Source organism: Anaerococcus urinomassiliensis, from assembly GCF_900128425.1.
Lineage (GTDB): Bacteria > Bacillota > Clostridia > Tissierellales > Peptoniphilaceae > Anaerococcus > Anaerococcus urinomassiliensis.
Genome location: NZ_LT635782.1, coordinates 1,168,584 through 1,182,706, shown reverse-complemented (window position 1 = coordinate 1,182,706; position 14,123 = coordinate 1,168,584). Strand labels below are relative to the sequence as shown.

The following is a 14,123-nucleotide window of genomic DNA, read 5'->3' as shown; positions in this document are numbered from 1 at the left end:
AATGTATGATAGGTCCTAGTCGAGAGTGTCCCAACGGTAGAGCTCGAAGAGCTCTAGCTTGGCAAGACACTTACGGACAAGTCGTAAGTATAACAAAAGCTTAAGCTAAGTCCTTTAACTCGACTAGCTATTTAGAAGGTTCAAAAGAATATGGTGATGATGGCATGAGGGATACACCTGTATCCATACCGAACACAGAAGTTAAGCCTCATAACGCCGATGGTACTCGGAGGGCAACCTCCCGGTAGAGTAGGAAGTCGCCAAATAAACTAAGAGCTAGTCAACGGACTAGTTCTTTTTTTCATACAGGATACACCGAAAAAGCCCGTCTGGTTGATGGAGGACCCTCCATGAAATGGTCGATCATAGTGAGAGGTGATGAGGCATATTTCACTTATTATATTTTCTTTTCATCTATAATGGGATCTATTGTAGTTTAGTCCTGACTTTATTTTTGAAAATGCTCCTTCAGCTTGGATTGATCTATTTAATCTTTCTTCTATTTCTTGGTCAGATATTATGTTTTCTAATGATTCTTTCCTATACTTTTGGAAGGTTTTCGCTATGTAGATTCCTTTAGTTTTTTGACCATCTTTGTTCCAGTCGAAAGATCTGTAGACTTTTGTTATTGTTATGTGTCAATTTTTCTTTCCAGATGATTGGTATAATGGTCCCTGACATTAGAGGGTATTTTGAAAGCCAATCAGCCTATGAGCTTGAAAAAAATCTTGATTCGTTTGCTTATACTACACTTCTTTGCGTTACAACTGACGAAAACGAAAAAATTGTAAACGTTTATATAGATGAAATTGAGGCTATAGACAGACTGTCAAGCTTTTTAAGGATAATTCTTACAAGAAACCCCTCTATATGTCTTTGGATACTGGTTATATGTCTAGGTCCTATATTGCCAAGAAATTAGGTTTTGTTGAGTCTCTTTATAAGTATTATGACGATGCGAATTTTGTTGAATTTAAAGTAAAAGACCCAGAGGAAGACCTCTTGAAATTAATCGATTTTCTAAGGAAACATCCAGAATTTGACTCAATCCAATTTGAGTTAGATAGACTTGCTGTAAATGCCTATAAACTTATGGCAAATGAAGGAATAAAAATCCCTGAAGACCTTGGCATTATAGGTTTTGACAATATCCATGCAACAGACTTTACCAACCAAGCCATAACTTCCATAGATCAGAGAATTTCCGACTAGGTAAATTTTGCAATTGATAATCTTCTTAAGATTTTAAATGATGAAGAAGCTCAGACAAATATTGCCTTCGAGGCAAAATTAATTGAAAAGGAAACAACTTTTAAGGGGTATTAATATATAATAAGCTTTTGTTTAGGAAAGCAAATATTCGATATAGAAAAAATTGGAGGAATGATCATGACAAATTTTATTGAATCTTTCGATGGCACAGCTTTATTTTACAACAAGGAAGAAGCAAAAAATGCCAAGGCTGCAGTTGTTATTGTCCATGGATTGGCAGAACATTCTGGTAGGTACGATTATGTGGCTGAGAAATTCCACAATGCAGGTTTTTCGACCTATAGGTTTGACCACAGGGGCCACGGCAAGTCTGAAGGCGAGAGGGGATATTACAAGGACTACGAAGACATGCTAGAAGATGTAAATGTAGTTGTAGATAAGGCTATAGAAGAAAATCCTGATAAGCCAGTATTCTTGCTAGGTCATTCTATGGGTGGTTTTGCAGTAAGCCTTTACGGGGCAAAGTATAGGGACAAAAACCTTGTTGGAGTCATAACTTCTGGTGGTCTTACCCACGATAATAATAAGATAACTGAAATGGTAGGTCCTGGCCTTGACCCACACACAGAACTTCCAAACGAGCTTGGCGACGGGGTTTGCTCTGTAAAAGAAGTTGTAGAAGCCTATGTCGCTGACCCATTAAACCTTAAAAAATACCAAGTGGGTCTTTTATATGCATTAAAAGACGGAATAGTTTGGTTTAATGAAAATGAAAAAGACTTTTCTTACCCAGTTTTAATCCTCCACGGCAGGGACGATGGCATAGTTAATTTCAAAGATTCCTTTGACTTTTTTGAAAACAACTCTTCTAAAGACTGCCAAATTAAAATCTATAAGGGTCTTTACCATGAAATCATGAATGAATATGCCAAAGACGAAGTAATTGGCGATATCATTGATTGGATAGATAATAGGCTATAAGCAAAAAATTAACATTAAAAACGCTAGGGGAAATTGACCTGAACCCGTAAACACGGAATAATTTAATAATATTTTAAGCGGAATGTAATCTGTACATAACAGGAGACATTCCGTTTAATTTTGTCTTAATCCTATCTTCATTGTACCATTTGATATATTTTTCTATCTTTGTTCTTAATTATTTATAATTCTAAATACTATAAGTAAATCTATGTAAATTTATATTAGTTTGAGTAAAAATATAAAATAAAGGCAATAATAACTGTTTACATATTATAAAAATACTTGACAAGATAAGTTTACAAGAGTAAACTAATTTTAAGCATTAAGTCTACAAATGTAAACTATAAGGGAGGAAAAGACAATGGGTGTAATAGAATATAATACTCATATCACAGATGCTGAATGGGAAGTCATGCGTGTAGTTTGGGCAAATGATCGAGTAACTAGTAAAAAAGTCATCTCCATATTGCAAGAAAAAATGGACTGGACACAATCCACTATCAAAACGATCTTAGGTCGATTAGTTGAAAAAGGCGTACTAAATACAGAGCAAGAAGGTAGAAAGTTTATTTACACTGCCAATATTGAAGAGAAAGAAGCCGTAAGGGATTATGCAGAAGATATTTTTAACCGTATTTGCAAAAAGAAAGTCGGAAATGTAATAGGAAGCATCATTGAAGATCATGTCTTAAGCTTCGATGATATAGATCGATTAGAAGAAATATTAGAGAAGAAAAAAGCTTTCGCAGTAGAAGAAGTGGATTGCAATTGTCCAGAAGGACAATGCGAATGTCATTTACATCATCATCATCATTAAGCATAAGGAGGAATTAAAAATGAAGAATAACAACAAACATTCATCCCACAGCCACCATAATCATGGCGACATGGATCATTCAAAACATGAGCACGTAAGCACGGAAGAACATGGAGACCATAAGGATCAACATTACGACCATCATGCCCACCATGACCACAGTGGGCACAGTGGGCATGAGCATCATCATCACGGTAACTTTAAGGAACTTTTCTTAAAGTCATTACCACTAGGAATCATTATTATGCTCTTATCCCCTATGGCTGGGTTTGACCTACCATTCCAGTTTACTTTTCCATATTCTGATATTATAGTAGCTATTTTATCTACTATATTAATTATTTATGGTGGACGTCCATTTTATCAAGGTGCAGTTGACGAATTTAAACAAAAAGAACCTGGAATGATGGCACTCGTTTCTTTAGGTTTAAGTGTTTCATATTTATACAGTATTTATACTGTTATAGCTAACTACGTAACGGGTGAACACGTGATGGACTTTTTCTTTGAATTTGCATCATTACTATTAATCATGTTATTGGGTCACTGGATTGAGATGAAAGCTATTGGAGAAGCAGGAGATGCACAAGAAGAACTGGCTAAGCTAGTACCAAAAGATGCTCATGTTGTATTAGAAGATGATTCCATTGAAACACGTCCAGTTGCTGACTTAAAGGTAGGTGATTTAATTCGTGTTCAAGCTGGGGAAAATGTGCCAGCAGATGGAACTATCGAGCGTGGCGAATCACGTTTAAATGAAGCTCTTTTGACTGGGGAATCTAAGTCAATTAAAAAAGGACCTGGCGATGAAGTGATCGGGGGCTCAACAAATGGGGAAGGGGTTATTTATATTAAAGTACTTGAGACAGGTGATAAGTCCTTTATCTCTCAAGTACAGGATTTAATCAGCCAAGCTCAAAGTCAACCTTCTCGTGCAGAAAATATTGCTCAAAAAGTTGCAGGGTGGCTCTTCTATATTGCGGTAACTGCCGCACTAATAGCTTTTGTAGTATGGGTGCTTATAGCGGATATTCCAACGGCAGTAAAATTTGCTATCACAACATTAGTTATAGCTTGTCCACATGCATTGGGTCTTGCTATTCCATTGGTCACTGCCCGTAGCACAAGCTTAGGAGCTAGCCGTGGCTTACTAGTAAAAGACCGCCAATCATTAGAAATAGCTCAAGATTCAGATGTGATGATTTTAGATAAAACGGGTACTTTAACAACTGGTGAGTTTAAAGTATTAGATGTAAAACTTCTTAATGACAAATATACAAAAGAGGAAATCATTGCCTTGTTGGCAGGTATTGAAGGGGGATCTAGCCACCCAATTGCTCAATCAATTATTAGTTTTGCTAAGGATCAAGGTATAAGTCCAGTATCTTTTGATTCAATTGATGTGATTTCCGGTGCTGGCGTAGAAGGCAAAGCCAAGGGCCATAGTTACCAATTAATCAGTCAAAAAGCATATGGACGTAATTTGGATATTGATATTCCAAAAGGAGCAACTCTCAGTATATTAGTAGAAAACGATGATGCCATTGGTGCTGTAGCTTTAGGGGACGAATTAAAACCAACGAGTAAAGAGTTAATTAAAGCTCTTAAAAAGAACAATATAGAGCCGATTATGGCAACAGGTGATAATGAAAAAGCGGCTGAAGGCGCGGCAGAAGATTTAGGTATTGAATATAGATCAAATCAATCTCCACAAGACAAGTATGAATTGGTAAAAGCACTTAAAGATGAAGGGAAAAAAGTTATTATGGTAGGTGACGGTGTCAATGATGCCCCTTCTCTTGCCTTGGCAGATGTTGGTATAGCTGTAGGTGCTGGAACCCAAGTGGCATTGGATTCAGCTGATGTCATATTGACTCAATCCGATCCAGGAGATATTGAATCATTCATTGAATTAGCACACAAAACAACTCGTAAAATGAAACAAAACCTCTTTTGGGGAGCCGGCTATAACTTTATAGCTATCCCTCTAGCTGCGGGAATTTTGGCCCCTATTGGTATCACATTAAGCCCTGCATTAGGAGCAATTCTAATGTCTGTGTCAACAGTTGTAGTTGCAATTAATGCTATTTTATTAAGATTAAACCCAAAAAAATGACAGTTAACGCATAGAATAATTGAAACTCTCTAAAGAATAAAATACCATAATTTTACAGAAGAGGAAGAGATGTAAGTACTTTAAAAATCATCTTTTCCTTTTTATTGTTTATAAAAAACCTTATTTATAATGAAGAAATAACATTAGACTGATTATTTTAGCTTTGTCCGAATTTCGAAAGTTAATAAATTAGGGGAAAAGTACCAATGATCACTATTTCAACTGGCAAAATATTACGAAAAACAGATAAGGAGAAGGATACATTTGGATTCAAAGTGTAAGTATAAATGGATAAGGAGGGATATTTCCTGATAAGTGGATTGTAAAAAGAAGTATTGATAATCCATAAATATATGTTTTACTATATCTAATACAGAAAATAAGCCAGCATAGATTGTGGAAGAAACTATCCCCTATATATGTAGACTTCATGGATGTCGAGTAAAACTAGACTTAGTCATATGACTAGGTCTTTTTTAGTCATGAATATTCTGTTTTAAGTACTAATCTTAATTATATAATAAATTTATGAAGCTTGCTTTGTGTTCTTTTTTAACTTTATATAAATCCCTAAACATTTTAATAACTTTGTACTTTTTGCATAGACCTTATAATTATATATTATGGAGTATTTTTTCTACATAATTAGATATTGAAATATTTTTATTATATTTGATTTATAGCAATATTTTACAAATCAAATTATTTGTCCTATATTATATATAAATATCATTCTGTATAAAATCATATAATTTATTTTATACAAAGATGAAATTGTGTATTGGGTATATAATTTTATTTTATAAGGAGTTTAGTGTGAACATTGATGAAATGATTAATCTTAGAAGGTATTTTCACCATATTGCTGAACCAGCACGGTTAGAATTTAAGACTACTGATAAGATTATACAAGAATTAAGGGGTTTGGATATTGAATTACATTATGGTAAGGAAATTTATTTTGATGATAGGCTTGGCCTACCTGATGAAAAAAAAGCTTGTGAGTATAAGAACAATATTAATTTAAAAACAACTGATAAATCGGATGAGATTTTGGATTCATATACTGGTCTCATTGCTGTTATTAAAGGTATAAAAAAAGGAAATAATATTGGCTTTAGATTTGATATTGATGCTAATGATATACATGAAAGCGATGATATCGACCATATTCCAAATAAAGAAGGTTTTAGAAGTACTAATGATTTTGCTATGCATGCTTGTGGTCATGATGCACATATGGCTATTGGTATAGCATTTACAAAGTACTTAGCAAAAAATAAGGATAGTTTAAATGGAAATTACGTAGTTGTTTTTCAACCTGCTGAGGAAGGAGTAAAAGGTGCATATGCTTTGAAAAATAATCCTATTTTTAACGACTTAGATTATTTTGTTGGAATGCATATTGGTATGAAAGTTCCTAGTGGAAAAATTGTTGTTGGCAGTGAGGGAATGCTTGCTACAAAGAAATTTGATATAAACTTTGAAGGACTCGCTAGCCATGCTGGTGGTACGCCAGAGGAGGGTAAGAATGCACTTCTTGCAGCATCAAGTGCGGTTATGAATTTTAATAGCCTAACTCAACATTCTAAAGGAGCATCGAGACTGAATGTTGGTACATTTAATGCCGGATCTGGACGAAATATTGTCCCTAACCATGCAGAACTAAAAATGGAGATTAGGGGAGAAAATGAAGATATTATTGAATATTTAAAAGTGGGTGTAGAAAGAATTGTTAAGGGCTCTGCTATTTCATACGACTGCGATTATGATATAAAATTAGTAGGAGCTGCACCTTCATTACTCGCCTATGATGAAGATTTTAAGGTAAATTTAATCAATTATTATAAAGAGAAAGGATACAGTCTCGTTGATGGTGGAATTTATGGATCCGAAGATGTGGCTTATTTTCTAAATCAGGTGAGCAAAAATAATGGAAAAGCTATGCATTTTATCCTAGGTACTAACCATAAGGCAGGTCATCACAACGAAAAGTTTGATATAGTTGAAGATGATATGCAAAGAGGATTAAATATGCTAATAGATTTTGTAAAATATGTAAATTATGGAGGCAAATTATGAAAGATAAGAAAAAGATAAAAATGCCAGGAGCTGTCGTTATACTTTTTATTTTGCTAATTGCTATGTCTTTACTATCATACATAATACCTGCAGGCCAATTTGAAAGGGTAGAAGCTGAATCAGGAAGAATGATGGTTGTCGCCGATTCGTTTAAATTTGTCGAAAATAATCCAATATCTTTGTTAGATTTTTTTGCATCAATTCCTCAAGGCTTTGTCAATTCTTCTAACGTCATAGTATTTAACTTCATTATTGCTGGTGCTTTTAGTGTGCTTGAAAAAATTGGGTTAATAAATACTATGGTAGAAGTTTTGTCAAATAAATATTCTAATAATGGCAATACTTTAATAGCTATACTCATGGTTGTATTTGGTCTGATAGCAGCTTTTGTTGGAACACCAGAACTATGCATGGTGTATGTACCGATTATTTTGCCACTAATTGTATCTCTAGGTTATAATCCTATGATTGCTGTAGCTGTTCCCTTAGTTGGAACTATTGTAGGGTTTACAGCTGCTTTTACAAATCCATTTACTGTTGGAATTTCTCACCAAATAACTGGATTACCGATGTTTTCTGGCATGTGGCTAAGGATAATAATGTTTGTAGTATATATTATTGCTGGATGTTTATATGTGATTAATTACGCAAAAAAGATAAAAGTTGAACCAGAATTAGCTATCAATAATGCCAAATCCTTAGGCCTAGTTTCTGAGGATCTTAAAGTAAATAGAGATGGAGAAACAGTAAAACTTACTCGTATTCAAAAGATAATAGGCTTATTTTTTGTATTAAGTTTTGCCTATATGATATATGGTGTGCTAACAAAAGGTTGGGGAATGATAGAAATGGCTGGTATATTCTTAGCTATCGGCATTATCTCAGGAATTGTAGGAAGACTTGATAGTTCACAGATAGTGGATGCATTTTTGAAGGGAATGAAGTCAGTTTTAACGGGGGTAGTCCTAATAGGAGTAGCAACTGCTGTATCAGTAATATTAAATAAATCTATGATTATGGATACTATAGTTTACTATCTATCAGATGGTCTTAGATACCTACCAGCTAGCCTAACATCAATTGGCATACTATTTTTAATAACCATATTTAACTTCCTTGTGCCATCAGGTAGTGGAAAGGCACTAGCATTAATGCCTATTTTGTCACCTATAGCAGAAATTATAGGTGTTAATCAACAAGTAGCAGTGCTTGCTTATCAAATAGGGGATGGATTAACAAATGTATTTTGGCCAACATCAGGTTATTTCATGGCTACCCTTGAAATAGCTAAAATTGAATATTCAGAGTGGGTAAAATTCTTCTCAAAATTACTAAGTATAATGATACTTATGGGTCTAGTATTTCTTCTTGTCGCACAAGCGATAAATTATGGTCCATTTTAAGGAGTTTCTATGCAAAATATAACATTAATCAGTCTAGGAGGAACTATATCTTCAGTAGAAAATAAAAAAAACAGGGAAACTTGAATCAGGTAAACTAACCGGCAATGAACTTATAAAAGATATAGATTTAGAGAATTTTGACCTCAATCTAAAAATAGTAGACCTAAAAACAGTTCCATCTACTGAAATGAAACTTTCAGATATAGTTGATATTAAAAAACAAATTGATAGTGAAGTAGAAGAAGGGGCTGATGCAATAGTTCTTACTCATGGAACTGACACCCTTGAAGAAACAGCATTTATGTTGGATTTGCTTTATGATGGTAAAGCTCCTGTAGTTATTACCGGTTCACAAAGATCAATGGGAAATTTGGGTTATGACGGATCAGCAAATCTAAGAGATGCTATAATAGTTAGTTCATCAGAACTTAGCAGGAATAAGGGAGTCTTAGTAGTATTTGATGAAAAGATTTTCCTTGCTAGATATGTAAGTAAAATAAATTCAACAGAATTAGGTGGTTTCGCATCAACTGTATCTGGGCCAATAGGCAATGTTTATGGAAGAGAAGTTTTTTATTACTACGATACAATAGGATATAAAAAACTTGAAATTCTTGATTACAACTTTGAAAAGTCTGTCTATATTGTTAAAATGAGCTTAGACTTTGACGAAAATATCTTTGATAAAATAATAGATAAAGATTGCCATGGGATTATAATCGAAGGATTTGAAGTAGGAGCAGTAACACCTGCTGTCCAAGATAAGGTAGAAAAAGCCATAAAGTTAGGGATTCCAGTGGTACTAGTCACAAAGTGTATTCGAGGTGGTGTTAGATGTATATATGGTACAAAGGGAACAGCGGTCAAATTAAAAGAATTAGGTGCGATTCTAGACTATGGATATTTATCTTCAAATAAGGCAAGATTAAAGCTAATAGCCATGCAAAACTCCGCAGAAAAAGATGAAATAAAAAGTAAGTGGAATCTTTATTAAGTTTAAAGTCTTTGAACATTAGTAAAATATTAAGAATTTTCTGATACAAAACAGTATTTCTAGATGATTTACTGTTTTATTTTTTTATATTATAATACAACAATTAAAAATATATAAAATCATTTGACTATCCAAGCAAGATCGATTTCATTGAAAAAAGTATGTTTTTACATTATAATATTCTTAACTTCTAGATATTATTGACGAGAGGATTTGTTATGAGAAAGTGTTTTAAAAAATATATGGCTCTTGCTTTGGCCTTGACGATATTAAATCCAGCATCTGTTTTGGCTAGTGATCTTGTTAAGTATAATGATATAAATCTTGACCAGGTTTTAGATGATAATGGTATTTATTATGATAAAAAAGGAGTAGAAAATAGGATTAAGGGATATATCAACAATCCAAATGCGGATGTTGTTCCAGATTTTAAGCCTATTGAAGAGGAAGTGACTGAGGAAACCACAGTGAAAGACAACGGTGAGGTTGAAGTTACGGAAACAACCGAGACCACTTATGAAGACCAAAAGAAGGAACCTATTTATTCAAAGACACCAGTTTATAAAAAAGTAGTAGATATATCTGAACACCAAGATCCTAGTTTGATCGATTACGATAAGTTTGCAAAAAGTATAGATGGGGCGATCCTACGTACTTCTATTATGGATGCAGACACTTTAAATATTAGGACTGATTACCATCTTGAAGAGCACTATAACAATCTTAATAGCAGAGGAGTTCCATTGGGATTCTATCACTATTCTCGTGCTATCAACGTAGTAGAAGCTATTAGAGAAGCAGAGTATGTAAGTAATGTTTTAAAAAATAAAAATGTATCTTATCCTGTTTATATAGATATAGAAGATGATAAGAGACAAGCAAAGGCAAGTAAGGCTGACATTTCTGAAGCTGCTGAAGCCTTTATACTTGCTATGAGAAGAAATGGTTATGTATCTGGCATTTATTCATATCCTTGGTTTGCTAATAAATATTTGACCAAAGATGTGAGAAACAAATACGAATTTTGGATAGCTGACTACGCCTCAAAGAACTTTACAAAATACAATGGTTCAGACTTTGACTCTTGGCAGCGTACAGACAAGGGGTACTATAATGGATATAAATACAATGTTGATACAAGTGTAGTCTATAAAGATTATCCTTTGATTATTAAAGGCAATTCTAAAAAAAGCATGAATACACTTGTAAGCGAAATTATTGTGGGCAGATGGGGAACAGGTGCCGAAAGAAAAAGACGCCTCACCTATGCAGGATATGATTATAACATAGTACAAAAGGCTGTTAATGAAAGATTAAAAATTACTAGAGCTTAAGGAGATAATTATGGCAGAATTAAAATTTGATATAGTTGAAAATCTTGGAGTACTTTCTACAAATGCAAAGGGATGGACAAAGGAGCTTAACCTAGTTTCATGGAATGAAAGGGATCCAAAATATGACATTAGAGATTGGAATGAGGATCACACTAGGATGAGCAAGGGTGTAACCCTTACCAAGGAAGAAGCAGAAGTACTAAAAAATATCCTAACAGAGGAGGAATTTTAGTGAGCAATAGGGACAAACTATTTGAAATATTTGATCAACTTGATATCAAATATGATATTGTAGAGCATCCTGCTGCTGAGAGTACAGAAGAAGCTGATAGATATATAGAAGGCAAGGATGGTGCTAGAACTAAGAATCTTTTTATGGCCAATAGGAAGGATAAGCAATACTATCTTATCGTAATGGATGATCAAAAGATGATTAGTATGAAAGATTACAACAAGCTTTTAGATGAAAAAGGAATGCACTTTGTTCAGCCAGAAAAAATACTAGAAATATTGGAACAAGAAGTTGGAATTATCTCTGTATTTGGCCTTATCAATACTGATGAAGATATCAAAGTTATCTTTGATAAGGATATGATTGACGAGAATGAAATCATGACCTTCCACCCAGATGACAATACAAAAACAGTATTTTTAAAGAATGAGGATGTATTCAAATTTGTCAAAAATGCTGGTTATGACTACCAAATATTTGACTTCCAACCAGTAGTAGAATTTTAAGAAATTAGCCCTTGGCAATCCAAGGGTTATTATTTTGCCATTTTTATAGATAAAATGTGCAAAAATAGTATAATTTCACAAGAATAGAAGGTGAATATGATATATTTTGACTATGCAGCAACGTCTGTAAAAAGAGAAGATATTTTAGAATATATAATAAAAAACAAGGAAGCATTTGATGGCAATCCAGATAGCTTGCATGCTAAGGGCAGAGAGGCTAAAAAAATATTAGAAGATTCCAGGAGAAAAATTGCCCAATCGATAGGTGCCAATCCAAGAAATGTGGTGTTTACATCTGGTGCTAGCGAGGGAAACAACACTGTTATCAAAGCTTTTAAAGATAATAAAATTATAACAAGTGCTATAGAACACGATTCTATACTTAATACCATAGATAAAAATAATGCTATTTTGCTTGATGCCAATCAGGATGGAAGAATTTCCCTTGACGATTTAAAAGATGCGATAGATGATCAAACAAAGCTTGTGGCTATAATGTATGTGAATAACGAAACTGGTACCATCCAACCTGTAAAAGAAATCGGAGAATATCTCAAAGATAAGGACATATGGTTTCATGTCGATGCTGTCCAAGCCTATGGCCATGTCGACATAGATGTTAATGATATTAATTGCGATTCTCTATCACTTTCTGGCCACAAAATAGGTGGGTTAAATGGTTTTGGGATTTTTTATATGAGAGAAAATCTAAAGCCATTAATCACAGGTGGAGAGCAAGAAAAAGATAGGCGTGCAGGAACTTCTTTTGTAGCTGGAGCATATTCTATGGCTGAATCTTTTCCTCTTATGGTTGATGAAAGAGAGAAAATTAAAGAATTGAAAGCATATTTTGTAGAAGAACTAAAAAGGTCAAATATTTCTTATGAAATCAACGGATCTATAGAAAATTCATCTGACCATGTCCTAAACTTATACTTTAGAGATTATAAGTCAGATTTTCTACTAACATATTTGGATATGAATGGAATATGTGCATCGGCAGGATCTGCTTGTAGGGCTGGATCTATCTTGCCAAGCCATGTCATTTCCAATATGTACGGCGAAGATAGAGCAAGGCATTCAATACGCTTCTCCTTTGGATATACCAATACAAAAGAAGATATTGATAAAGCTATAGAAGTCCTAGAAAGGCTAAATAATGAAAGATAAAAAAGATACAAAAGTAGTAGTAGGCATTAGTGGAGGAGTCGATTCCTCAGTAGCTGCCCTACTATTAAAAGAAGAAGGATACGATGTAGTCGGAATTTTTATGAAAAATTGGGACGATACTGACGAAAATGGTGTTTGTACTGCAGAGGAAGACTACGAGGATGCAGTGGCAATAGCCAACCAAATAGGAATCCCATATTATTCTATAAACTTTGAAAAAGAATACTATGACAGGGTCTTCACTTATTTCTTAGACGAATATAAAAAAGGAAGAACTCCAAACCCAGATATAATGTGCAACAAGGAAATCAAATTCAAGGCATTTTTGGACTATGCCAAAAACTTGGGAGCAGACTATGTAGCAACAGGTCATTATGCCAGAGTTGATAGGTCAGGTGATGAGACAGTCATGCTTCGTGGCCTTGATTCTAACAAAGACCAGACATATTTTCTAAGCCAACTTTCCCAAGAGCAAATCAAAGATGTGCTTTTCCCAGTTGGAGAACTTCAAAAATCTGAGGTACGTGACATTGCCCACAAGTACAACTTGGCAACAGCCGACAAAAAAGACTCTACAGGAATTTGTTTTATTGGCGAACGCGATTTTAATGAGTTTTTATCAAACTATTTGCCAGCCCAGCCAGGAAATATAGTAGATACAGATGGAAATATATTGGGCAAACACGATGGTTTGATGTATCACACAATAGGTCAAAGACGTGGTCTTGGCATAGGTGGAGAGGGTGAAGCTTGGTTTGTATGTGGCAAGGATCTTGAAAAAAACGAACTAATAGTTTGCCAAGGGAAAAGTAACCCACTATTATTTTCAAATAGATTATTAGCAAGTGAGTTTTCTACCTTTACCAATAAAAAAATCCCAACAGAATTTGACTGCACAGCCAAATTTAGATATAGACAAAAAGATATCAACGCCCACGTAAAGGTATTGGATAAAACTCATGTAGAAGTAACTTACGACTCCACAAAGGCAGTAACCCCAGGACAAGCTGCTGTGTTTTACATGGATGATATATGTATTGGTTCTGCTATTATTGATGAAGTTTATAATGGAGATAAGAGACTTAGGGTCTGAAATTAAAACTACTAGGAAACTAGTGGTTTTTTTGATATCAAATACATAATAATGAGTATAAGAAATATAGCAAAAATATTTATAACTATAAAGTTGTAAAAGTTAAAATTAATAATTATAAATAAACTTTAATTATAAAATGCTAAATATAAATAAAAAAACAACTTTATTTTTATATTT

General features: G+C 33.9%; 14 protein-coding genes and 1 rRNA gene. 13 read left to right on the top strand and 2 right to left on the bottom strand.

Annotated elements, in window-relative coordinates:
- Positions 1 to 149: 149 nt before the first annotated feature.
- Positions 150 to 266: ribosomal RNA gene (gene rrf / locus BQ7474_RS06700) — 5S ribosomal RNA — on the top strand.
- A gap of 144 nt (positions 267 to 410) precedes the next feature.
- On the opposite strand, the gene BQ7474_RS11005 is transcribed toward rrf, so the two are convergent.
- Positions 411 to 629 carry a transposase gene (locus BQ7474_RS11005; protein WP_268873870.1) on the bottom strand — a complete coding sequence of 73 codons (219 nt, stop codon included), beginning with the start codon at positions 627 to 629 and terminating at the stop codon, positions 411 to 413.
- Positions 630 to 891: 262 nt separating this feature from the next.
- Between BQ7474_RS11005 and BQ7474_RS10905 the strand changes: the two genes are divergently transcribed.
- Together BQ7474_RS10905 and BQ7474_RS06680 are read left to right on the top strand one after the other, a co-directional pair.
- Entirely contained in the window at positions 892 to 1,212 is a 321-nt protein-coding gene (locus BQ7474_RS10905) for a substrate-binding domain-containing protein (protein ID WP_235821484.1), read from the top strand.
- Between the two features lie 177 nt (positions 1,213 to 1,389).
- Positions 1,390 to 2,193 carry an alpha/beta hydrolase gene (locus tag BQ7474_RS06680; protein WP_073998154.1) on the top strand — a complete coding sequence of 268 codons (804 nt, stop codon included), beginning with the start codon at positions 1,390 to 1,392 and terminating at the stop codon, positions 2,191 to 2,193.
- Positions 2,194 to 2,266: 73 nt separating this feature from the next.
- Here the strand turns inward: BQ7474_RS06680 and BQ7474_RS11100 are convergent, their stop codons facing one another.
- Positions 2,267 to 2,359 carry an IS3 family transposase gene (locus BQ7474_RS11100; protein ID WP_082187941.1) on the bottom strand — a complete coding sequence of 31 codons (93 nt, stop codon included), beginning with the start codon at positions 2,357 to 2,359 and terminating at the stop codon, positions 2,267 to 2,269.
- A 198-nt stretch (positions 2,360 to 2,557) separates the two neighbouring features.
- Here BQ7474_RS11100 and BQ7474_RS06670 point away from each other — a divergent pair, with 198 nt between their 5' ends.
- The 10 genes from BQ7474_RS06670 to mnmA all read left to right on the top strand — a co-directional run bounded on the left by BQ7474_RS06670 (position 2,558) and on the right by mnmA (position 13,943).
- The gene (locus tag BQ7474_RS06670) at positions 2,558 to 3,013 is read left to right on the top strand and encodes a CopY/TcrY family copper transport repressor (RefSeq protein WP_073998153.1); all 456 of its coding nucleotides are present in this window, start codon (positions 2,558 to 2,560) and stop codon (positions 3,011 to 3,013) included.
- 19 nt (positions 3,014 to 3,032) lie between these two features.
- The gene (locus BQ7474_RS06665; protein ID WP_073998152.1) at positions 3,033 to 5,129 is read left to right on the top strand and encodes a heavy metal translocating P-type ATPase; all 2,097 of its coding nucleotides are present in this window, start codon (positions 3,033 to 3,035) and stop codon (positions 5,127 to 5,129) included.
- Positions 5,130 to 5,945: 816 nt separating this feature from the next.
- Complete coding sequence (locus BQ7474_RS06660; RefSeq protein ID WP_143179992.1) at positions 5,946 to 7,211, top strand: amidohydrolase; 1,266 nt, start codon at positions 5,946 to 5,948, stop codon at positions 7,209 to 7,211.
- Positions 7,208 to 8,614 (top strand): YfcC family protein, encoded by a 1,407-nt coding sequence (locus BQ7474_RS06655; protein ID WP_073998150.1) that lies wholly within the window; start codon positions 7,208 to 7,210, stop codon positions 8,612 to 8,614. The genes BQ7474_RS06660 and BQ7474_RS06655 overlap by 4 nt, the downstream gene beginning before the upstream one ends.
- Positions 8,615 to 8,675: 61 nt before the next feature.
- Positions 8,676 to 9,608 (top strand): asparaginase, encoded by a 933-nt coding sequence (locus tag BQ7474_RS06650; RefSeq protein WP_082187897.1) that lies wholly within the window; start codon positions 8,676 to 8,678, stop codon positions 9,606 to 9,608.
- 218 nt (positions 9,609 to 9,826) lie between these two features.
- Entirely contained in the window at positions 9,827 to 10,942 is a 1,116-nt protein-coding gene (locus BQ7474_RS06645) for a GH25 family lysozyme (protein WP_073998148.1), read from the top strand.
- Positions 10,943 to 10,952: 10 nt separating this feature from the next.
- Positions 10,953 to 11,174 (top strand): YdbC family protein, encoded by a 222-nt coding sequence (locus BQ7474_RS06640; RefSeq protein ID WP_073998147.1) that lies wholly within the window; start codon positions 10,953 to 10,955, stop codon positions 11,172 to 11,174.
- A complete protein-coding gene (locus BQ7474_RS06635) occupies positions 11,174 to 11,680 on the top strand; it encodes a YbaK/EbsC family protein (RefSeq protein WP_073998146.1) in 507 nt (168 codons plus the stop codon). Before BQ7474_RS06640 ends, BQ7474_RS06635 begins: the two co-directional genes overlap by 1 nt.
- A gap of 96 nt (positions 11,681 to 11,776) precedes the next feature.
- On the top strand, positions 11,777 to 12,850 hold the full coding sequence (locus tag BQ7474_RS06630) for a cysteine desulfurase family protein (protein WP_073998145.1): 1,074 nt from the start codon (positions 11,777 to 11,779) through the stop codon (positions 12,848 to 12,850).
- On the top strand, positions 12,840 to 13,943 hold the full coding sequence (gene mnmA, locus BQ7474_RS06625; protein WP_073998144.1) for a tRNA 2-thiouridine(34) synthase MnmA: 1,104 nt from the start codon (positions 12,840 to 12,842) through the stop codon (positions 13,941 to 13,943). Before BQ7474_RS06630 ends, mnmA begins: the two co-directional genes overlap by 11 nt.
- Positions 13,944 to 14,123 lie beyond the last annotated feature (180 nt).